At 71.6% G+C, this 20,528-nt stretch carries 18 protein-coding genes and 1 rRNA gene; 17 read left to right on the forward strand and 2 right to left on the reverse strand.

Going from position 1 to position 20,528, the window contains the following annotated elements:
• The first annotated feature begins 38 nt into the window (after positions 1-38).
• The 5 genes from GPA04_RS01135 to GPA04_RS01155 all read left to right on the forward strand — a co-directional run bounded on the left by GPA04_RS01135 (position 39) and on the right by GPA04_RS01155 (position 4,780).
• Positions 39-1,388, forward strand: coding sequence for an acyltransferase family protein (locus GPA04_RS01135; RefSeq protein ID WP_156221473.1), 1,350 nt, complete (start codon positions 39-41; stop codon positions 1,386-1,388).
• Positions 1,385-2,674, forward strand: a complete 1,290-nt coding sequence (locus tag GPA04_RS01140; RefSeq protein WP_156221475.1) for a sensor histidine kinase — start codon at positions 1,385-1,387, stop codon at positions 2,672-2,674. Before GPA04_RS01135 ends, GPA04_RS01140 begins: the two co-directional genes overlap by 4 nt.
• 32 nt (positions 2,675-2,706) lie before the next feature.
• Positions 2,707-3,354, forward strand: a complete 648-nt coding sequence (locus tag GPA04_RS01145; RefSeq protein ID WP_156221477.1) for a response regulator transcription factor — start codon at positions 2,707-2,709, stop codon at positions 3,352-3,354.
• A 29-nt stretch (positions 3,355-3,383) separates the two neighbouring features.
• Positions 3,384-4,178, forward strand: coding sequence for a maleylpyruvate isomerase family mycothiol-dependent enzyme (locus tag GPA04_RS01150; RefSeq protein ID WP_156221479.1), 795 nt, complete (start codon positions 3,384-3,386; stop codon positions 4,176-4,178).
• Between the two features lie 77 nt (positions 4,179-4,255).
• Positions 4,256-4,780: a flavodoxin domain-containing protein gene (locus GPA04_RS01155; protein ID WP_156221481.1), complete on the forward strand. Its 525-nt coding sequence runs from the start codon at positions 4,256-4,258 to the stop codon at positions 4,778-4,780.
• Here the strand turns inward: GPA04_RS01155 and GPA04_RS01160 are convergent.
• Positions 4,747-5,733, reverse strand: coding sequence for a quinone oxidoreductase family protein (locus tag GPA04_RS01160; RefSeq protein ID WP_156221484.1), 987 nt, complete (start codon positions 5,731-5,733; stop codon positions 4,747-4,749). The two genes, GPA04_RS01155 and GPA04_RS01160, sit on opposite strands and share 34 nt — an antisense overlap.
• A 54-nt stretch (positions 5,734-5,787) precedes the next feature.
• Between GPA04_RS01160 and GPA04_RS01165 the strand changes: the two genes are divergently transcribed.
• The gene (locus tag GPA04_RS01165; protein ID WP_156221486.1) at positions 5,788-7,323 is read left to right on the forward strand and encodes a gluconokinase; all 1,536 of its coding nucleotides are present in this window, start codon (positions 5,788-5,790) and stop codon (positions 7,321-7,323) included.
• On the opposite strand, the gene def is transcribed toward GPA04_RS01165, so the two are convergent.
• Positions 7,289-7,957: a peptide deformylase gene (gene def / locus GPA04_RS01170; protein ID WP_241680517.1), complete on the reverse strand. Its 669-nt coding sequence runs from the start codon at positions 7,955-7,957 to the stop codon at positions 7,289-7,291. The genes GPA04_RS01165 and def overlap by 35 nt on opposite strands.
• Positions 7,958-8,039: 82 nt before the next feature.
• Between def and argC the strand changes: the two genes are divergently transcribed.
• The 11 genes from argC to GPA04_RS01225 all read left to right on the forward strand — a co-directional run bounded on the left by argC (position 8,040) and on the right by GPA04_RS01225 (position 20,402).
• Positions 8,040-9,125 (forward strand): N-acetyl-gamma-glutamyl-phosphate reductase, encoded by a 1,086-nt coding sequence (gene argC / locus GPA04_RS01175; protein ID WP_206674076.1) that lies wholly within the window; start codon positions 8,040-8,042, stop codon positions 9,123-9,125.
• Between the two features lie 13 nt (positions 9,126-9,138).
• Positions 9,139-10,302, forward strand: coding sequence for a bifunctional glutamate N-acetyltransferase/amino-acid acetyltransferase ArgJ (gene argJ, locus GPA04_RS01180; RefSeq protein ID WP_156221490.1), 1,164 nt, complete (start codon positions 9,139-9,141; stop codon positions 10,300-10,302).
• Entirely contained in the window at positions 10,299-11,249 is a 951-nt protein-coding gene (argB, locus tag GPA04_RS01185; protein WP_156221492.1) for an acetylglutamate kinase, read from the forward strand. The genes argJ and argB overlap by 4 nt, the downstream gene beginning before the upstream one ends.
• Positions 11,246-12,517 (forward strand): acetylornithine transaminase, encoded by a 1,272-nt coding sequence (locus tag GPA04_RS01190; RefSeq protein ID WP_156221494.1) that lies wholly within the window; start codon positions 11,246-11,248, stop codon positions 12,515-12,517. The genes argB and GPA04_RS01190 overlap by 4 nt, the downstream gene beginning before the upstream one ends.
• Entirely contained in the window at positions 12,514-13,464 is a 951-nt protein-coding gene (argF, locus tag GPA04_RS01195) for an ornithine carbamoyltransferase (protein ID WP_156221496.1), read from the forward strand. The genes GPA04_RS01190 and argF overlap by 4 nt, the downstream gene beginning before the upstream one ends.
• Positions 13,465-13,528: 64 nt before the next feature.
• Positions 13,529-14,062 (forward strand): arginine repressor, encoded by a 534-nt coding sequence (locus tag GPA04_RS01200; RefSeq protein ID WP_156221498.1) that lies wholly within the window; start codon positions 13,529-13,531, stop codon positions 14,060-14,062.
• Positions 14,059-15,489, forward strand: coding sequence for an argininosuccinate lyase (gene argH, locus GPA04_RS01205; protein WP_156221500.1), 1,431 nt, complete (start codon positions 14,059-14,061; stop codon positions 15,487-15,489). The genes GPA04_RS01200 and argH overlap by 4 nt, the downstream gene beginning before the upstream one ends.
• Positions 15,489-16,109 carry a uridine kinase family protein gene (locus GPA04_RS01210; RefSeq protein ID WP_241680518.1) on the forward strand — a complete coding sequence of 207 codons (621 nt, stop codon included), beginning with the start codon at positions 15,489-15,491 and terminating at the stop codon, positions 16,107-16,109. Before argH ends, GPA04_RS01210 begins: the two co-directional genes overlap by 1 nt.
• Positions 16,100-16,735, forward strand: coding sequence for a DNA-3-methyladenine glycosylase (locus GPA04_RS01215; RefSeq protein WP_156221502.1), 636 nt, complete (start codon positions 16,100-16,102; stop codon positions 16,733-16,735). The genes GPA04_RS01210 and GPA04_RS01215 overlap by 10 nt, the downstream gene beginning before the upstream one ends.
• A 57-nt stretch (positions 16,736-16,792) precedes the next feature.
• Positions 16,793-18,058, forward strand: coding sequence for a tyrosine--tRNA ligase (gene tyrS / locus GPA04_RS01220; RefSeq protein ID WP_156221503.1), 1,266 nt, complete (start codon positions 16,793-16,795; stop codon positions 18,056-18,058).
• Positions 18,059-18,876: 818 nt separating this feature from the next.
• Positions 18,877-20,402: ribosomal RNA gene (locus GPA04_RS01225) — 16S ribosomal RNA — on the forward strand.
• The last annotated feature ends 126 nt before the right edge of the window (positions 20,403-20,528 follow it).

The raw sequence follows: 20,528 nt of genomic DNA on the forward strand, positions 1-20,528 counted from the left end.
CCCTGGGGCGGTCGCGGCGTTCTCGCGAGGCTGGGGTCATGGTCACGATCGCACCCGCCCGCCCCGTCCTGGGCGCGCCCGCAGCACCCGCCCAACCGCTCGCTGCGAGGGCGGGTGCGCCACCGCGCGACCGGTTCCTCGACCTGGTCCGCATCGCCGCGATGGTGCTGGTGGTCGCCCAGCACTGGCTGATGCCGATCCTGGCGGTCGACGGCGGAGCGATCGTTCTCGAACGAGCGAACGTCCTCGAGAGCGTGTGGCCGGCGACGTGGGTGACGCAGGTGATGCCGCTGGTGTTCTTCGCCTCCGGTGCGGCGACCGTGCTGAGCCTGCGAGGCGGTGCCACGGCGGACCGGGGCTGGGTCTCGAGGCGGCTGGTGCGGCTGGTCGGCGGTGTCATCGTGCTCGCCGGCGTGTGGCTGCCGTTGCCCGCGGTGCTGCTGGCCTCCGGGCTCGACCCGGAGGTGGTCAGCACGGGCGGTCGGCTGATCGGTGGGCTGCTGTGGTTCCTGGTGGTGCTGGTGATCCTCACCGCGTTGACCCCGGCGCTGCTGCGGCTGGCCGACCGCTTCCGAGGCGCTGAGGTCGGCGTGCTCGCGGTGGCCGCGGTCGCCGTGGACGTGCTGCGGTTCGGGCTCGGATGGTCCTACGTCGGCTATCTCAACGCGGTGTTCGTGTGGGCGGCGGTGTACGTGATCGGCATCCACCACGCCCGCGGCCGCATGGGCCGGCTGCGGGGCGGCCGTGCGGCCCTGGTCGGCGTGCTCGGGTTCGGTGTGCTCGGCGCCGCCGTGGCGCTCGGTCCGTACCCGCCCGCGATGATCGGGCTGCCCGGCACCGCGGTCTCGAACATGAACCCGCCCTCGGCGGCGCTGCTGGCGCTCGCGATCGGCCAGATCGCGGTGCTGCTCGCGGCGCGAGGGACGCTGACGCGACTGGCGAACCGGCCGCGTGTGGCCCGGTTCGTCGACACCTGGGCGCCACGCACGATGGCCGTGTACCTGTGGCACACGCCGGCCGTCGTGCTGGTCGCGGCGACCGTGGTCGGGCTGGGCCTGCCGGGCTTCGCGGTCGGCAGCACCGGCTGGTGGCTGAGCGTGCCGGTGTGGGTCGCGGCCGCCGCGGCGGTGCTGACGCTGTGCGTCGGCCTGTTCGGATCGATCGCGCTGCGCAGCGGCGACGACGTGGCGCCTGCCCGGCTGGTGGCCGGCGGCGTGCTGGTCGGTGCCGGGGTGCTGGTGCTCACGGTCGCGGGCTTCGACCCGGCCCGGTTGTCCGATCTCCTCGGGCCGTTGCTCGGCACCTGGGCGCTGGTGTCCGGCGCGCTGCTGCTGGGCGCCCGGCCGGCTGGCGCGGGGATGCTCCGAGCAGGCAGGGTGGTCCGATGAGCACCGACGAGACGCGGCAGCCTCGGCGCGGGTTGCGCGCCGCCTACGCGCGGTCGGCCCGCGACACCGGGTTCCTGCTCACCCAGCTGCCGGTCGCGATCGCCGGCTTCGTGCTGCTCGTGCTCGCGCTGAGCCTCGGCATCCCGCTGAGCATCCTCGTGATCGGGATCGCGGTGCTCGCGGGCTTCCTGGCCGCCGTGAACGGGATCGGGGAGTTCACACGCGAGCGGCTGCGTCGGCTCGGCCACCACCTCGAGGAGGGGAGCCGCCCGGCCCCGCCCACGACGGGGTCGTGGCTGCGCCGCTCGGTGCGTCGGCTTCGCCACGGCCAGAGCTGGATGGACATGCTCCGGGCCTTGCTGGACTTCCCGCTCTCGATCACCACGTTCGTGCTCGCGATCGTGTGGTGGGTCGTGGGCGCCTCCGGCATCGTCTACTGGTTCTGGAGCCGCTACCTGCCCGACGAGCCCGACATGCGCGGCCTCGCCTGGTTGCTCGGCCTCGACGGCGTGGTCGCCGAGTGGCTGCTGCACCTCGTGCTCGGGTTCCTCATGCTGCTGACCGCGCCGTGGGTGATCCGCGGCCTGGTCGCGGTCCATGTGGGTCTGGAGCGGTTCGCGCTGCTCGCCAGCCGCCCGGCCAGGCTGCGGACGAGGATCGATGACCTGACCGCGAGCCGAGCCGCCGTCGTCGACTCCGAGGCGCACTCGCTGCGACGCATCGAGAGAGACCTCCACGACGGCCCGCAGCAACGGCTGGTCCGCACCACGATGGACGTGCAGACCGCGTTGCGGCGGATCGATGCCGGCGACCCCGAGGCCGCCAGGGAGCACCTGCAGTCGGCGCTCGACCAGGTCGAGTCGGGCCTGGGTGAGCTGCGCACGCTCTCGCGCGGGATCGCGCCGCCGGTCCTCGCGGACCGCGGGCTGGCGGCCGCGATCGGCTCGCTCGCCGGCCAGAGCCCGATCCGGACACAGACCGACGTGGCGATCCCGGCCGAGCGGCGGCTGGCGCTGGCGCGCGAGACGGCGGCCTACTTCGTGGTCTCGGAGGCGCTCGCCAACGCGGGCAAGCACAGCGGCGCGACGCTCGTCCAGATCCACGTCGACGAGACGAGCGCGGGCACGCTGCGGGTCCGGGTCAGCGACAACGGTCGCGGTGGCGCCCACCTCGGCAAGGGGCACGGCCTGATCGGGCTGGTCGACCGCCTCCGGGGTGTCGACGGCACCCTCGAGGTCATCAGCCCGGAGGGCGGCGGCACCACGGTCCACGCCCTGATCCCGTGACCGAGCCCGTGAGGCCGTACGCTTCCATCTCGATGCGTGTCGTGCTGGCGGAGGACTCCCTGCTGCTGCGGGAAGGACTCGTCCGGCTGCTCGCGGAGGCCGGCTGCGAGGTCGTCGCGGCGGTCGAGGACGGCGAGGCGGCGGTGGCCGCCGTGGCCGAGCACCGACCCGATGTCGCGGTCCTGGACGTGCGCATGCCGCCGACCTTCACCGACGAGGGGTTGCGCGCCGCCGTCACGATTCGGGCGGACTTCCCGCAGACGGCGGTGCTCGTGCTCTCGCAGTACGTGGAGCAGTCCTATGCCTCGGACCTGTTGGCGACCGGGGCGGGCGTGGGGTACCTCCTGAAGGATCGTGTGGCGAAGCTGGACGACCTGGCGGACGCGCTGCGCCGACTGGTCGACGGCGGCACGGTCCTGGATCCCGTGGTGGTGTCCCAGCTGTTCTCCGGCCGCCGTGCCCGGCCGCTGCAGCGCCTGACCGAGCGTGAGCGCGAGGTGCTGGAGCTGATGGCACAGGGCCGCACGAACGCCGCGATCGGTCGGGCGCTGGTGATCACGCCGAAGTCGGTGGAGAAGCACATCAGCTCGATCCTCGACAAGCTCGACCTGCCGCCGTCGGAGGACGACCACCGCCGGGTGCTGGCCGTCATCACGTGGCTCGACGACCCGCAGACGTAGCTGTCGGAGACGGTGGGTAGCCTCGGGCGATGGACAGGATCCAGGTGATCGCCCAGGAGTCGGACCGGCTGGCGGAGGTCCTCGCGCAGACCGACCCCGCGGCCCGCGTGCCCACGTGTCCGGACTGGGATGCGGCGGCTCTGCTCTGGCACGTCACGGGCGTGCACCGGTTCTGGGCCGACGTGCTCGCGCAGGACCCGCAGACCGAGGCCGAGGTCGGCGCGCTGGAGCAGGGCGGCTCCGAGCCACCCGGCTCGATCGCCGAGATCGTGCCGCTGCGCGCGGCCGCCACCGCCGATCTGCTGGCCCAGCTGCGCACGCTGCCCGATGACGCACCGCGCTGGTCGTGGTGGGAGCCGGACCAGACCGTGGGCTTCACCCGGCGGATGCAGACCTACGAGGCCACGATGCACCGCATCGACGCCGAGCTCACGGCCGGGGTGCCGGTCGGCCCGGTCGCCGCGGGTGTCGCGGCGGGAGCGATCGACCACTGCGTCGACGTCCTGTGGGCGTGGAAGCCCGACTGGGCGGAGGAGGAACAGCTCGCGATCGTCGAGCTGGTCGCCACCGACACCGATCAGCGCTGGCTGGTCGAGATCGGCCACTGGTTCGGTACCGGGCCGGAGTCCGGCAACGCGTTCGACATGGCGATGGCGGTCCGCGCCGGCGAGGGCGCCACCGGAGCGGCCACGATCTCCGGCCCGGCCGCTCAGCTGAGCCGGTGGGCCTGGGGCAGGCATCCCGAGGCCGGCGCGATCGCGATCGAGGGCACCGCCGACGCGCGCACCGCGATCGCGCGTCTCATCGAGCAGGGGATCCAATAGCCGAGCTCCTCGTCGCCCGGTCCGGTCCGGGACCTCGGTCCCAGACTCGGCGTCTCAAGGTCGTCGATGCTGGTCGCATGCGAGTTCTGGTGATCACGGCGTCCAAGCACGGCAGCACGCGACAGGTCGGCGAGGTGATCGCCGCACGCATCGGCGCGGGCGGCCACGACGTGCTCACGCGCGACGCCGAGCTGGTGGGCGAGGCGGACCTGGTGCTGGCCGAGGCCGTGGTGCTCGGCTCGGCGATCTACGGCGCTCGGCCGCTGTCGTCGGCGACGGCGCTGGCCACGCGTCTCGCCGAGGAGGTCACGGGACCGGTGTGGCTGTTCGCCGTCGGCCTCAAGAGCGTGACCCGCGACCCGTTGCGGCCGGCCGCCACCCGACCCAACCACGGCGGCTTCCGCTCCGGTGCGGTCCCGGTGTTCGGCGGTGTCGTCGACGACGCAGGTCTCAGCAGGGCCGAGCGCGCGCTGATCGGTGCCCTGGGGGCGAGCGGGCGCGACGCGCGCGACCTCGAGCTGGTCGGCGCCTGGGCCGATGCGGTCGCGCTGCAGGTCACGGCGGCCGCTCAGGGCAGCAGCAGCACCTTGCCGGTGGTCTGACGGCCCTCGAGCGCGCGGTGCGCGTGCTCGGCGTCGGCGAGCGGGAAGGTGGCACCGACACGGAGGTCGACGACGCCCTCGGTCACCCAGGCGGAGACCTGTGACCAGCGTCGTGCTCGCTCGTCCGGGTCGGACACGTAGTGGAACATCGTCGGGCGGGTCAGGAACACCGAGCCGGCACGGTTGAGCCGCTGCGGGTCGAACGGGGGCACCGGTCCGCTGGCCCCGCCGAACAGCACGAGCGTGCCGCGGGTGCGCAGCGACGCCAGGCTGCCGTCGAAGGTGCTCTTGCCGACGCCGTCGTAGACCACGTGCACGCCGGCACCACCGGTCAGGTCACGGACGGTCGCGGGCAGCTCGGTGGTGATGTCGTCGAAGCCGTCGTATCGGATCACGTCGGCGGCACCGGCCTCGCGGGAGAGTGCCTCCTTCTCCGCGGTGGAGACGGTCGTGATGACGCGTGCGCCCCGGTGCGCCGCGACCTGGGTCAGCAGCAGTCCGATGCCGCCGGCGCCCGCGGTCAGCAGGACGTCCTGCCCGGGCCGCAGGTCGAAGGCGCCGTCGACCAGCATGCTCACCGTGAGGCCCTGGAGCGGCAGCGCCGCGGCCGTCCGCAGGTCGAGCCCCGCCGGGATCGGGAGCGCCTGCGCCGCCTCGAGGAGCACTCGCTCGGCGTAGGAGCCGGTCACCGACGAGGTCCACGCGACCTGGTCACCCACCCGGAGCGCGGTCACGTCGGCCGCGACGGCGACCACCTCGCCGGCACCCTCGCCCCCCGGGCGGAACGGGTGCTCGACGGGATAGACGCCGCTGCGCTGGTAGGTCTCGATGAAGTTGAGGCCGATCGCTGCCGGCGCCACCACCACCTGCCCGGGGCCGGGCTCCGGCTCGGCCACCTCGACCACCTGCAGCTGCTCGGGCCCGCCGGCCTCCGAGACCTCGATCGCACGCATGGCGCCACGATAGCGACGGCGGGCGCTCGGCCGCCCGATTGCTAGCCTCGGGGCGTGCCCGTCAGCCCTGCCGATCTCGTCCTTGCCGTCGACGTCGGCACCACGGCCACCAAGGTCACCGCGTTCGCGGTCGACGGGACGCCGGTCGCGGCGGCCGAGCACGGCTACCCGCTGCACGCCCCCCAGCCCGGCCACGCCGAGCAGGACCCCGAGGAGATCCTCGGCGCCGCGGTGACCGCGCTGGCCGACGTCGTGGCCCAGGTCGGCGCGGTGCGCGTGGCCGGACTGGCGTTCAGCGCCGCGATGCACACCCTGATGGCGCTCGACGGCGAGGGTCGCCCGCTCACGGCGCTCACCTCGTGGGCCGACACCCGGGCCGAGCCGCAGGCGGACCGGCTGCGGGCGGACCCGAGCGGGCTCGCGCTGCACCGGCGGACCGGGACGCCGGTGCACTCGATGTCGCCGCTGCCACGGCTGCTGTGGTTCGCCGAGCACGAGCCCGGGCTCTGCGCACGGGCGAGCCGCTGGTGCGGCATCAAGGAGTACTTGCTGCTGCGGTTGTGCGGCGCGTGGGTCATGGACCACTCGATCGCGTCCGCGGCCGGCCTGATGAACCTCGAGGCGCTCGACTGGGACCAGGAGGCGCTGCAGCTCGCGACGATCGAGCCGACGCAGCTGCCCGCGCTGGTGCCCACCACGCACGTGGAGACGCTGACGGCCGCGGCCGCTCGAGACCTCGGGCTGCCCGCGGGCACGCCCGTCGTCGTCGGCGGCGGCGACGGACCGCTGGCCAACCTGGGTGTCGGCGCCGTCCGGCCCGGGATGGCAGCCTGCTCGCTCGGCACCTCGGGGGCGCTGCGGGTGGTCGTCGACCGCCCCGCCGTCGACCCGCAGGGACGCGTGTTCTGCTACGCGCTGGCGCCCGGGCTCTGGGTGGTGGGTGGTGCCATCAACAACGGTGGCATCGTGATGCGCTGGGCCCTGGAGTCGCTGGCCCCGGATCTCGGACCGGGTGCCGAGGAGGACCTGCTGGCGCTCGCCGCGCAGGTGCCGCCCGGGAGCAGCGGGCTGCTGATGGTGCCGTCGCTGCTGAGCGAGCGCGCACCGCGCTGGACCTCCCTCGCCCGCGGCAGCTACGTGGGGCTCACGCGCGAGCACCGCCGCGAGCACATGGTCCGCGCCGCGATCGAGGGCGTCGCGCTCCAGCTCGCGCTCGTGCTGGAGTCGATGCGCGCCACCGGCCTCGAGGTGCGTGAGGTCCGGGCGACCGGGGGAGTGATGCGCAGCGAGCTGTGGCAGCAGCTGCTGGCCGACGCGTTCGACATGCCGATCGACCTGCCGCAGGGGCAGCAGGGATCGGGCTACGGCGCCGCGATCCTCGGCATGGCGGCGCTGGGCCTCATCGACACGATCGCGGACGCCGCCACGCCGCCGGTGGTCCGGTCGGTGCCGCCGGCGCCGGACGCGGCCGCCGTCTATGCGGCGCTCCGGCCGATCTTCAGCGGTCTCGACGACGCGCTGGCCCCGACGTTCGCCGCCCTCCGGCGGGCCGACCTCAGCGCGCGAGCGGTGGTTCGGCCGGGTACGTGACGGGCTCCAGTCCCATCTGCTCGGCCAGCCTGGTGCGACGCCTGACGACCTTGTCGCGGAGCTCGAGCATCTCGGCGAGGACCCGCTTGCGCTCACGCTTGGCGAGCAGGTCGATGTAGAGGCGGCCGTTGGTGTGGTCGGTCTCGTGCTGCAGGCAGCGTGCGAAGTAGCCGCTGCCCTCGAGGCGCAGCGGCGTGCCCTCGATGTCGAAGCCCGTCACCACCACGCCGCTGGGCCGGTAGAGCTCGGCGCCCGGTCCGGGCACCGACAGGCAGCCCTCCTCGTGCTCGTTGGTGCCGGCCTCGAGCAGCACCTCGACCACCGGGTTGCAGATGTGGCCCACGTGCCGGCTGTCGTTGTCGGAGTCGGGAAGGTCGTAGACGAACAGCCGCAGATCGACGCCCACCTGGTTCGCGGCCAGCCCCACGCCCTCGGCGACCGCCATGGTGGCGAACATGTCGTCCACCAGCGTGCGCAGCTCGTCGCTGCCGAACATCTCCTCGGGGACCTCGGCGTTGCGCCGGTGCAGCACATCCTCACCGACCTCGGTCACGCGCAGGACCTTGCCACGCTCGGTCTCCGGAGGGACTTCGGGGTAGTCGGCGGTCTCGACACCCTGGACGAACGTTCGCATGCCGAACATCTTTCCAGCCCGGCGAGCAGGTGATGAACACTGGTTGCGCACGGGCGGCCAGGGCGTATGTATAGTTATGCGGGTGCCTGTAAGTGTTGCGATCGCCGGCTCCTCCGGCTATGCCGGCGGCGAGGTGCTCCGGCTGCTGCTCGACCATCCCGAGGTCACGGTGGGCGCGCTCACCGCGTTCACCAACGCCGGGGAGTCGGTGCTCGCGGCGCATCCGCACCTGGCTGCCCATCCTTCTCTCGCGGGCCGCACCTTCACCAGCACCTCGGCCGCCGAGCTCGCCGGGCACGACGTCGTCGTGCTGGCGCTGCCGCACGGCGCCTCGGGCGCGATCGCGGCCGAGCTCGAGGCGATCTCCGGCGCCACCGGCCCGCTCCTTCTCGACTGCGGTGCCGACCACCGTCTCGTCGACCCTGCCGCCTGGCAGGAGTACTACGGCTCCGAGCACGCCGGGACGTGGACCTACGGCCTGCCCGAGCTGATCGTCGCCGATCAGCCCGACGCGGCGATCACCAGGCAGCGCGAGCGGCTCACCGGTGCGACCCGGATCGCGGTGCCCGGCTGCAACGTCACCGCCGTCACGCTCGGCATGCAGCCCGGAGTCGCGGCCGGGCTGGTCGATCCCACCGACCTGGTCGCTGTGCTCGCCGTCGGCTACTCGGGCGCCGGCAAGGCCGCCAAGACGCACCTGCTCGCCTCCGAGGCCTCCGGCAGCGCGGTGCCCTACGCCGTGGGCGGCAGCCACCGGCACATCCCCGAGATCGCGCAGAACCTCACCGTGGCCGGTGCCGCCGGGGTGCGGATCTCCTTCACGCCGGTGCTGGTGCCGATGTCGCGAGGGATCCTCGCCACGACGACGGCGCCGCTCGCCGAGGGCGTCGACCCCGCCTCGGTGCGCGGGGCATGGGAGGCGTTCTACGAGGACGAGCCCTTCGTGCACGTCCTTCCCGAGGGGCAGTGGCCCACGAGCGGCGCGACGACGGGCGCCAACTCGGCGCTGGTCCAGGTCGCCCTCGACGCCAAAGCCGGCCGGGTGGTGACCGTCTGCGCGCTCGACAACCTCGTCAAGGGCACCGCCGGTGCGGCGATCCAGTCGATGAACCTCGCCCTCGGCCTTCCTGAGACCCTGGGACTGCCGACGACGGCGATCGCCCCGTGAGAGGACCACATCCGTGACCGTCACCTCCCCCCGCGGCTTCCGCGCCGCCGGGGTCACCGCGGGCCTCAAGGCCTCGGGCAGGCCTGACCTCGCGCTCGTGGTCAACGACGGACCCGACCACGTCGCCGCAGCCGTGTTCACGACCAACCGCGTGGTCGGTCACCCGGTCATCTGGTCGCGCCAGGCGGTCTCGGACGGCGTCGCGCACGCCGTCGTCCTCAACTCCGGCGGCGCCAACGTCTGCACGGGACCGGAGGGCTTCCTCGACACCCACCGCACGGCGGAGGCCGTGGCGGAGGCGCTCCAGGTGTCCGCGGCCGACGTGCTCGTCGCCTCGACCGGTCTGATCGGGGAACGGCTCCCCATCCAGGCGCTGCTCACCGGTGTCGCCCCGCTGGTCGAGGCCCTGTCGCCCGACGGCGGTGGCGCCGCCGCGGAGGCGATCATGACCACCGACACCGTGCCCAAGCAGGCGCACGTCGAACGTGCGGGCTGGTCGGTCGGCGGCATCGCCAAGGGTGCCGGCATGCTCGCACCCGCGCTGGCGACGATGCTGGTGGTGCTGACCACCGACGCGCAGGTCGACGCCGCGACGGCCGACCGTGCGCTCCGAGCCGCCACCCGGGTCACCTTCGACCGCGTGGACTCCGACGGCGCGATGTCGACCTCCGACACCGTGGTGCTGCTCGCCTCCGGCGCGAGCGGCGTCACGCCGACTGCGCAGGAGCTCACCGACGCCGTCACCGAGGTCTGCGCCGAGCTCGCGCGGGCGCTGGTCGCCGACGCCGAGGGCGCCTCGCACGACATCGCGGTCGAGGTGAGGCGAGCGGACAGTGAGGAGGCCGCCGTCGCGGTGGCGCGCGCCGTCACCCGCTCGGCGCTGGTCAAGACCGCGATCTTCGGCAACGACCCGAACTGGGGACGCATCCTCGCCCAGGTCGGCACCGTCCCGGTCGAGGTGGCCGCGTTCGAGGCCGACGCCATCGACGTCACCATCAACGGCGTCATGGTCTGCCGGGCGGGCGGTGCGCACGAGCCGCGCGACGCCGTCGACCTCGCGGGCAGCCGCGAGGTGCGCATCCTCATCGATCTGCACGCCGGGGACCACTCCGCGACCGTGTGGACCAACGACCTCACGCACGACTACGTCCACGAGAACAGCGCCTACTCCACATGAGCGAACCGACCGGCACCGTGCCCGACGACTTCTACTTCAACACCGAGACCGACCTCTTCCCGCACCAGAAGGCGGAGGTGATGATCCAGGCCCTGCCGTGGCTCGAGCGGTTCGCCGGTGCGATCGTCGTGGTCAAGTTCGGTGGCAACGCGATGATCGACGCCGAGCTGGAGCGCGCGTTCGCCGAGGACATCCGGTTCTTCCGCTACGCCGGGCTCAAGCCCGTGGTCGTGCACGGCGGTGGCCCGCAGATCAGCGAGATGCTCAAGCGCCTCGACATCGCGAGCGAGTTCCGTGGCGGGCTGCGCGTCACCACACCCGAGTCGATGGACATCGTCCGGATGGTGCTGACCGGCCAGGTGCAGCGCAAGCTGGTCAACCTGCTCAACTCCACCGAGGCCCTCGCCGTCGGGATGTCCGGCGAGGACGCCGGCCTCCTCGGTGCCCGGCGCCGCACCGCGCTCGTGGACGGCGAGCAGGTCGACGTCGGGCTCGTGGGTGACGTGGTGCGGGTCAACGCGCACGTGCTCCAGGGGATCCTCGACGCCGGCCGCATCCCGGTGGTCTCGACCATCGCGCCCGACGTCGACAACCCCGGCGACGTCCTCAACGTCAACGCGGACACGGCGGCGGCCGCGATCGCCGTCGCGCTGCGCGCCAAGAAGCTCGTGGTGCTCACCGACGTCGAGGGCCTCTATCTCGACTGGCCGGACCGGTCCTCGCTGGTGCGCAGGATCGTCGCCGCCGACCTCGAGCAGCTGCTGCCGAGCCTGGAGGCCGGCATGGTCCCCAAGATGGAGGCCTGCCTGCGTGCGGTCCGCGGCGGCGTGCCGCGCGCGCACATCGTCGACGGTCGTCAGCCCCACTCGCTGCTGCTGGAGATCTTCACCAGCGACGGTGTCGGCACCATGGTCAGCCCCGAGCAGCCCGAAGGCAGCGAGTCATGACGGAGATCCTCACCAGCACCGGGGCGGGCTCGGAGATGGTCTGGGAAGCACGCTACGCGGGCGCCCTGATGAACACCTTCGGACCGCCGCAGCGCGTGCTCGTGCGCGGCGAGGGCTGCTACGTGTGGGACGCCGACGGCACCCGCTACCTGGACCTGCTCGGCGGGATCGCCGTCAACACCCTCGGGCACGCCCACCCCACGCTGACCGGCGCGATCGGCGCCCAGCTCAACACGCTCGGGCACATCTCGAACTTCTTCGCCTCGCCGACCCAGATCGCGCTCGCCGAGCGGCTGCTGGAGCTGGTCGTGCCCGACGGTGCGCCCGATGGATCGCGCGTGTTCTTCACCAACTCCGGCACGGAGGCGCTCGAGGCTGCCGTCAAGCTCGCCCGCAAGCACGGCGGTGCGCAGCGGCCCCGGATCCTCGCGCTGGAGGGGGCGTTCCACGGCCGCTCGCTCGGCGCGCTGTCGCTGACGCACAAGGCCGCGTACAAGGACCCGTTCGGGCAGCTGCCGGTGGATGTGGCGCACCTGGCGTTCGGCGACGTCGCCGCCCTGGAGCGGGCGTTCGAGGAGCAGGGGAGCGCGATCGCCGCCCTCGTGCTCGAACCCGTGCAGGGCGAGGCCGGCGTGCGGCCGCTGCCTCCCGGCTACCTCCGGCGTGCCCGCGAGCTGACCACCGAGCACGGGGCGCTGCTGATCCTCGACGAGGTGCAGTCCGGCATGGGTCGCACCGGCATGTGGATGGCCCATCACCAGCCCGACGTCGGTGGCGGAGTCGACGCGGTCGTCCCCGACGTCGTGGCCCTCGCGAAGGGGCTGGGCGGCGGCTTCCCGATCGGGGCGCTCGTCGCGATCGGTGACGGGCCGGCGACCACGCTGACCCCGGGCACCCACGGCACGACGTTCGGTGGCAACCCGGTGGCGGCGGCGGCGGGGCTCGCGACGATCCACGTGATCGAGCGTGACGGCCTGCTCGGCGCCGTCACCGAACGTGGCCAGTACCTGCGCTCGGCGATCGAGGCGCTGGGCCACCCGCTCGTGAGCGGCGCCCGCGGTCTCGGGCTGCTGATCGCGATCGAGCTGACCGCCGCGATCTCGGCGGAGGTCGCCACGGCGCTGATGGCGGCCGGCTACATCGTCAACGCCGTCACGCCCACGGCGATCCGGCTCGCCCCGCCCTACATCCTGAGCCAGGCGCAGGCGGAGGCGTTCGTCGCCGACCTGCCCGCGATCCTCGACTCGACCTCGGAGGTGCCCCTGTGACCCGCGAACCGCTCCGACACTTCCTCGCCGACGACGATCTCAGCTCGGCGGAGCAGCGCGAGGTGCTCGAGCTGGCGGCGGCGCTCAAGGCCGACCGCTTCGCCGCGCGCCCGCTGGCCGGCCCGCGCTCGGTCGCGATCATCTTCGACAAGCCCACGCTGCGGACCCAGGTCTCGTTCACGGCGGGGGTGAGCGAGCTCGGTGGCTACCCGATGCTGGTCGATGGCGGTCTCGCCAAGATCGGCGTGCGGGAGTCGGTCGCCGACGTCGCGCGCGTGCTGGGCCGGCAGGTCGCGGCGATCGTCTGGCGCACCTACGAGCAGGCCAAGATCGAGGAGATGGCCGCGCACGCCGGGGTCCCGGTGGTCAACGCCCTCACCGACGACTACCACCCGTGCCAGGGCCTCGCCGACCTGCTGACGATCGCCGAGCACACCGGTGGGTTCGCCGCGCAGGGGCCGGCCCTCGCCGGCCGCTCGCTGGCCTACGTCGGCGACGGCGCGAACAACATGGCGCACACGTACCTGCTCGCCGGGGCGCGCGCGGGCATGGACGTCCGGATCGGCGCACCCGAGGGCTACCAGCCCGACCCGGCGATCGTCGCGCGCGCCGAGGCGATCGCGGCCGCGACCGGCGGCCGGATCACGCTGACGACCGACCCGGGCACCGCCGTCGAGGCCGCGAGCGCGGTCGTCACCGACACCTGGGTGTCGATGGGCCACGAGGCCCAGGCCACCGAGCGTGAGACCCCGTTCCTGCCCTACCAGGTGAACGCGCCGCTGGTCGCGCTCGCCGCACCCGGCGCCCCGGTGCTCCACTGCCTGCCCGCCTACCGCGGCAAGGAGATCACCGCCGACGTCATCGACGGCCCCCAGTCCGTGGTCTGGGACGAGGCGGAGAACCGCCTCCACGCGCAGAAGGCGATCCTCACGTGGTTGCTCGGATGAGCTCGCACCACGGCGCTCTCCTGCTCTGCTGCGCTCGTCGCGACGGCTGCGCGGGGACGCCGCGATGAGTGCGCCTGCGACCAAGCCGGCCCGGCACGCGCTGATCCGGCGGGTGGTCGCGAACCACGCGATCCACTCCCAGGCGGACCTGCTCGACACGCTGGCGGCCGAGGGTGTCAGCGTCACCCAGGCGACGCTCTCGCGCGACCTGGAGGAGCTGCGCGCGCACAAGGTGCGCACCGCCGACGGCTCGCTGCAGTACGCGCTGCCGTCCGAGGGCACCACGGCGACGCCGGCGAGCGGGGCGGGTGCCGAGCAGCTCGCGGCCCGGCTGACGCGGCTGTGCGGTGAGCTGTTGGTCCGCGCCGACGCCTCCGCGAACATCGTGGTGCTCCGGACCCCGCCCGGCGCGGCCCAGTTCCTGGCCTCGGCGATCGACGAGTCCGTGCTTCCCTCGGTGCTGGGCACGATCGCCGGGGACGACACCGTGCTGGTGGTCACGGCCGACGTCGACGGCGGTGCGAGCACCGCGGCGCGGTTCCTCGAGCTCGCTCAGGGCGGCCGCGGCCAGGCAGACGACCAAGGAGAACCCGCATGACCGACCAGACCCCCGCACCCGAGCGCGTCAGCCTGTGGGGTGGCCGGTTCGCCGGCGGACCCGCCGACGCGCTGGCGGCGCTGAGCGCCTCGACGCACTTCGACTGGCGGCTCGCCCGCCACGACATCGCCGGGTCCCGTGCCCACGCACGCGTGCTGCACGGCGCCGAGCTGCTCACCGACGACGAGCTCGCGGGCATGCTGGCGGCGCTGGAGCAGCTCGACCGGGACGTGAGCTCGGGCGCGTTCGTCGCCGATGCGGCGGACGAGGACGTGCACACCGCGCTGGAGCGCGGTCTGATCGAGCGCGCGGGAGCCGAGCTGGGCGGCAAGCTGCGCGCCGGGCGGTCACGCAACGACCAGATCGCGACGCTCGTGCGGATGTACCTGCGGGAGGAGACGCGGCTGCTGATCGGGCTGGTGCTGGACGTCGTCGACGCGCTCTGCGACCAGGCGGCTGCGCACCCCGAGGCCCCGATGCCGGGGCGTACCCACCTGCAGCACGCGCAGCCGGTGCTGCTCGCGCACAGCCTGCTGGCGCACGCCTGGCCCTTGCTGCGCGACGTCGACCGGTTGCGGGACTGGGATGCACGGGCGGCCCTCTCGCCCTACGGCTCGGGCGCGCTGGCCGGGTCCTCGCTGGGGCTCGACCCGGCGGCCGTCGCCGCCGAGCTCGGGTTCGACGGTCCGGTGCCCAACTCGATCGACGGCACCGCGGCGCGCGATGTCGTCGCGGAGTTCTCCTTCGTCGCCGCGATGATCGGGGTCGACCTGTCCCGGCTCGCCGAAGAGGTCATCCTGTGGGCGACGCGGGAGTTCTCCTTCGTCACGCTCGACGACGCCTACTCGACCGGGTCGAGCATCATGCCGCAGAAGAAGAACCCGGACGTGGCCGAGCTGACCCGCGGCAAGGCCGGCCGGCTGATCGGTGACCTGACCGGTCTCCTCGCCACCCTCAAGGGCCTCCCGCTGGCCTACAACCGCGACCTGCAGGAGGACAAGGAGCCGGTCTTCGACGCTGTCGACACGCTGTCGCTGGTGCTGCCCGCCGTCGCCGGGATGGTCGCGACGCTGCGGTTCCACGAGGAGAGGATGTCCGCCCTGGCAGGTCAGGGCTTCTCCCTCGCCACGGACATCGCCGAGTGGCTGGTGCGGCAGGGTGTCCCGTTCCGGGTCGCCCACGAGGTCGCCGGCTCCTGCGTGCGCGCGTGCGAGGAGCACGACCCCCAGATCGAGCTGCACGAGCTGAGCGACGCCGAGCTGGCAGGGATCCACCCGGCCCTGACGCCGCAGGTCCGCGAGGTCCTCACGGTTGCCGGCTCGCTCGCCTCCCGTGACGCGGTCGGTGGCACCGCGCCGGTGCGGGTGGCCGAGCAGCTCGCAGCCGCACGTGCGGTCGTGGCGCGCGAGCGCGACGCGCTCGGTTGATGACGGTCGGTCCCGACGGCGACCGCGACCCGGTCGTGGTGCGCGCCGCCGAGGCGGTGCTCGCCCATGCGTTGCGCAGCGGTGCGTCGTGCGGCGACGTCGCCGTCGTGATCATCGACGGGCCGGCGGGGTCCGGGAAGACGACCGTGGCGGCCCGGGTCGAGGACGCGGCGCGAGCCCGAGGCCTGAGCTGCGCAGTCGTCCACATGGACGACCTGTACGAGGGCTGGGAGGGCATGCGCCGGGGCGGCGAGGCGGCCACCCGGGTGCTGCGTGCGCTGGCGTCGGGTGAGCCGGCGAGCTATCGGCGCTACCACTGGGTCGCCGAGCGCTACGTCGAGACGGTGCCCGTGCCGCCGGTCGACCTCCTCGTCATCGAGGGCGTGGGGAGCGCGCGGCTGGAGCACCTGGACCTCGTCAGCACGCTGGTGTGGGTCGAGGAGCCCGACCCGCAGGAGCGGTTGCGCCGCGGTATCGCCCGCGACGGTGCTCAGGTCGAGACGCACTGGCGGCGGTGGATGGTCGAGGAGGCCGAGCTCTTCGCCGAGGTCGGCACCCGCGAGCGCGCCGATGTCCACCTCGACGGGCTCGGCACCCTCACCGAGAGCGCGTGCTCGTGATCGACCTGAACCGCCGCGCTCTCGCGGTCGCGCCCGATCTGCTGGGCGCGCGGCTGACCTCGACGATCGGTGGCGAGCAGGTCACGGTCCGGGTCGTGGAGGTGGAGGCGTACGAAGGCACCGACGACCCCGCCTCGCACGCCTACCGCGGCGAACGCCCCCGCAACCGGGTGATGTTCGGGCCTGCCGGGCACCTGTACGTGTACCGGCACCTGGGTCTGCACCACTGCGCGAACGTCGTGGTGGGTCCTGCGGGGACGGCCTCGGCCGTGCTGCTGCGCGGGGCCGAGGTGGTCGAGGGCGTCGACGTCGCCTGGCGCCGGCGCCTGGCCGGCGGTGTGTGCCGCACCGAGCGCGACCTCGCGCGCGGACCTGCCCGGCTCGCCGTCGTCCTGGGGCTGACCCGAGAGCACGACGGCGTCACGCTCGGCCACGAGCCAGGCGCTGCTCAGCTCTGGCTCGAGCCGGCGACGTCGAGGACGGAGCAGGTCGCCACCGGTCCCCGCGTCGGCATCGCCGGCGCCGGTGAGGACGCCGCCTCGTGGCCGTGGCGGTTCTGGCTGGCCGGGCACCCGTGCGTCTCGGGCTCGGTGCGGGCCGCGGGAGGCGGTACGGGCCGCCGATAGGCTCGGCCCTGGGCATGGTGCCCACCGGGCGAACGCCCGTGACCGCAAGGAACACACGTGACCGAGATCCTCGACGAGCTCCGCTGGCGCGGGCTCATCGCCCAGTCCACTGACGCGGAGGCGCTGGCCGACGCACTGGCGGCGGGATCGGTCACCTATTACTGCGGCTTCGACCCCACCGGTCCGAGCCTGCACCACGGGCACCTGGTGCAGCTGATCCTGATGCGGCACCTGCAGCGCGCCGGCCATCGACCGCTCGCCCTCGTCGGGGGTGCCACGGGCATGATCGGCGACCCGCGGATGTCGGGCGAGCGCACGCTCAACGACAAGGAGACCGTCGCCGGCTGGACCGAGCGGTTGCGGGCGCAGATCGAGCCCTTCCTGGAGTTCGAGGGACCCAACGCCGCGGTGATGGTGAACAACCTGGACTGGACCGCCGAGCTCAGCGCCATCGACCTGCTGCGCGACATCGGCAAGCACTACCGCCTGGGCACGATGCTCGCCAAGGACACGGTGGCGCGGCGGCTGGAGTCGGAGGAGGGCATCTCCTTCACCGAGTTCAGCTACCAGCTGCTGCAGGGCAACGACTACCTGGAGCTGTTCCGACGCCACGGCTGCACCCTGCAGACCGGTGGCAACGACCAGTGGGGCAACCTGCTCTCCGGCGTCGAGCTGATCCGCAAGAGCGAAGGCGTCGGCGTGCACGTGCTGACCACCCCGCTGATCACCAAGGCCGACGGCACCAAGTTCGGCAAGACCGAGGGCGGTGCGGTCTGGCTCGCGCCCGACATGATGAGCCCGTACGCGTTCTTCCAGTTCTGGCTCAACACCGCCGACGACGACGTGGCCCGGTACCTCAGGGTGCTCACGTTCCTGTCGCGGGAACGGATCGAGGAGCTGGAGGCAGCGGTCGCGGAGCGGCCGCAGGCTCGCGAGGCGCAGCGGGTGCTGGCCGAGGAGGTCACGACCCTGGTGCACGGGCCCGAGGCCTACCAGCGGGTGGAGGCGGCGTCGGCGGCGCTGTTCGGGAGGGGCGACCTGCGCGACCTCGACGAGTCGACCCTGGCCGACGCCGTGGCGGAGGTACCCCGGGGACAGGTCCTGCCGGGGGAGTCCACGATCGTCGACGCGTTGCTGGCGACGGGGCTCTGCTCGAGCAGGAACGAGGCGCGTCGTGCCGTGGCTGATGGGGGCGCCTACCTGAACAACAACAAGGTCACCGATCCCGAGAAGGTTCTCGAGACCGGCGACCTGCTGGCCGGTGGGGTCGCCCTCGTCCGGCGAGGCCGGCGCAACCTCGCGGTCGCGACCACCCGGGCCTGACCACCGCCACGGTCCGGACCGCCGGAGCGGGCGGGGGCTCGTCACCCGGCACCACGGCACAGCAGCACAGCAGCACCGCAGCACGGCGCTCAACGGCGCCCGAGATGTCCCTGAGTGTGACCCAGGTCGCACAGGACGTTTCGGGCGCCGTCGCCGTTCCAGGGCCCGCACGGCGGGCACGCGAACCGGGCCGTGTGAGGGCGTCGCGGACGTTGTCGCAGGTCAGAGGCCTGCAGCAGGTCGAGTCGGCCCGGTCTGGACGCGGCGACACGCCCGAGATGAGGGCGATTTGACCGTACGGGGCGATGCCCGTAATGTTTCACCTCGTTGCGCCCCACAGGGGAGGAACGGACGGCCTCAGTCTTGAGGCCCGGCCGGTCCCCGAAGTGGAACAACGATCGGATCCACAAGGTCCAGGATCGAGCCCATGAGGCACGACCAGGACCCGGACAGGATCCCAGCCTTGGAGCTGAGCTTCAGCTCGAAGACAAGGCGGACGATACCAGCAGAGCTGGAGAAGCCGCCGAGTTGACGAGCGGGATGCGGATGATCTAAGGTAGAGAGGTTGCCCCAGCAAAGGCCTAGCGGCCGGCGGTGGTGCGCGTCCGCTCCTTGAGAACTCAACAGTGTGTCAAAAATCGATGCCAAATAAACCCTGACGGGTTTGGCTCGGACCGGCAGCATGCCGGCGAGAACCAGATTCCTGAAGGATTACATTGGACGAATGGAAACGCCAAGTTTCTGTTCTGCCAAGATCGAAACCGGCTCTTCGGAGTCGCTTCGTAATGTCGAACTGCCTTCGGGCAGCTCAATGAACATCAACGGAGAGTTTGATCCTGGCTCAGGACGAACGCTGGCGGCGTGCTTAAAACATGCAAGTCGAACGGTGACACTCCGAGCTTGCTCGGAGTTGATCAGTGGCGAACGGGTGAGTAACACGTGAGTAACCTGCCCTGGACTCTGGAATAACCTCGGGAAACCGAAGCTAATACCGGATACGAGACGTACAGGCATCTGTAACGTCTGGAAAGATTTATCGGTCCAGGATGGACTCGCGGCCTATCAGCTTGTTGGCGGGGTAACGGCCCACCAAGGCGACGACGGGTAGCCGGCCTGAGAGGGTGACCGGCCACACTGGGACTGAGACACGGCCCAGACTCCTACGGGAGGCAGCAGTTGGGAATATTGCACAATGGGCGCAAGCCTGATGCAGCGACGCCGCGTGAGGGATGACGGCCTTCGGGTTGTAAACCTCTTTCAGCAGGGAAGAAGCGAAAGTGACGGTACCTGCAGAAGAAGCACCGGCTAACTACGTGCCAGCAGCCGCGGTAATACGTAGGGTGCAAGCGTTGTCCGGAATTATTGGGCGTAAAGAGCTCGTAGGCGGTTTGTCGCGTCTGCTGTGAAATCCCGAGGCTCAACCTCGGGCCTGCAGTGGGTACGGGCAAACTAGAGTGTGGTAGGGGAGACTGGAATTCCTGGTGTAGCGGTGGAATGCGCAGATATCAGGAGGAACACCGATGGCGAAGGCAGGTCTCTGGGCCACTACTGACGCTGAGGAGCGAAAGCATGGGGAGCGAACAGGATTAGATACCCTGGTAGTCCATGCCGTAAACGTTGGGAACTAGGTGTGGGGCTCGTTCCACGAGTTCCGTGCCGCAGCAAACGCATTAAGTTCCCCGCCTGGGGAGTACGGCCGCAAGGCTAAAACTCAAAGGAATTGACGGGGGCCCGCACAAGCGGCGGAGCATGCTGATTAATTCGATGCAACGCGAAGAACCTTACCAAGGCTTGACATATACCGAAAACTCATGGAGACATGGGGTCCGCAAGGGCGGTATACAGGTGGTGCATGGTTGTCGTCAGCTCGTGTCGTGAGATGTTGGGTTAAGTCCCGCAACGAGCGCAACCCTCGTCCTATGTTGCCAGCGCGTAATGGCGGGGACTCATAGGAGACTGCCGGGGTCAACTCGGAGGAAGGTGGGGATGAGGTCAAATCATCATGCCCCTTATGTCTTGGGCTTCAAGCATGCTACAATGGCCGGTACAAAGGGCTGCGATACCGCAAGGTGGAGCGAATCCCAAAAAGCCGGTCTCAGTTCGGATTGGGGTCTGCAACTCGACCCCATGAAGTCGGAGTCGCTAGTAATCGCAGATCAGCAACGCTGCGGTGAATACGTTCTCGGGCCTTGTACACACCGCCCGTCACGTCATGAAAGTCGGTAACACCCGAAGCCAGTGGCCCAACCCGTAAGGGAGGGAGCTGTCGAAGGTGGGATTGGCGATTGGGACGAAGTCGTAACAAGGTAGCCGTACCGGAAGGTGCGGCTGGATCACCTCCTTTCTAAGGAGCAACTGGCGCTGGGTGGCTCTCGAGCCGGCAGCGTCCAGGCCCACTACTCAGGCGAATGTTCTGAGGTGGAGCTCATGGGTGGAACATCGATTAGTTGGCGGCGCGTGACCGCGTCGG

Source organism: Pseudactinotalea suaedae (assembly GCF_009733815.1).
Classification (GTDB): domain Bacteria; phylum Actinomycetota; class Actinomycetes; order Actinomycetales; family Beutenbergiaceae; genus Pseudactinotalea; species Pseudactinotalea suaedae.

What these genes read in the sequence shown, in the direction of transcription:
- GPA04_RS01135 (WP_156221473.1), top strand. Translation starts at nt 39, where the DNA reads ATGGTCACGATCGCACCCGCCCGCCCCGTCCTGGGCGCGCCCGCAGCA.
- GPA04_RS01140 (WP_156221475.1), top strand. Translation starts at nt 1,385, where the DNA reads ATGAGCACCGACGAGACGCGGCAGCCTCGGCGCGGGTTGCGCGCCGCC.
- GPA04_RS01145 (WP_156221477.1), top strand. Translation starts at nt 2,707, where the DNA reads ATGCGTGTCGTGCTGGCGGAGGACTCCCTGCTGCTGCGGGAAGGACTC.
- GPA04_RS01150 (WP_156221479.1), top strand. Translation starts at nt 3,384, where the DNA reads ATGGACAGGATCCAGGTGATCGCCCAGGAGTCGGACCGGCTGGCGGAG.
- GPA04_RS01155 (WP_156221481.1), top strand. Translation starts at nt 4,256, where the DNA reads ATGCGAGTTCTGGTGATCACGGCGTCCAAGCACGGCAGCACGCGACAG.
- GPA04_RS01160 (WP_156221484.1), bottom strand. Translation starts at nt 5,733, where the DNA reads ATGCGTGCGATCGAGGTCTCGGAGGCCGGCGGGCCCGAGCAGCTGCAG.
- def (WP_241680517.1), bottom strand. Translation starts at nt 7,957, where the DNA reads ATGCGAACGTTCGTCCAGGGTGTCGAGACCGCCGACTACCCCGAAGTC.
- argB (WP_156221492.1), top strand. Translation starts at nt 10,299, where the DNA reads ATGAGCGAACCGACCGGCACCGTGCCCGACGACTTCTACTTCAACACC.
- GPA04_RS01190 (WP_156221494.1), top strand. Translation starts at nt 11,246, where the DNA reads ATGACGGAGATCCTCACCAGCACCGGGGCGGGCTCGGAGATGGTCTGG.
- GPA04_RS01200 (WP_156221498.1), top strand. Translation starts at nt 13,529, where the DNA reads ATGAGTGCGCCTGCGACCAAGCCGGCCCGGCACGCGCTGATCCGGCGG.
- argH (WP_156221500.1), top strand. Translation starts at nt 14,059, where the DNA reads ATGACCGACCAGACCCCCGCACCCGAGCGCGTCAGCCTGTGGGGTGGC.
- GPA04_RS01210 (WP_241680518.1), top strand. Translation starts at nt 15,489, where the DNA reads ATGACGGTCGGTCCCGACGGCGACCGCGACCCGGTCGTGGTGCGCGCC.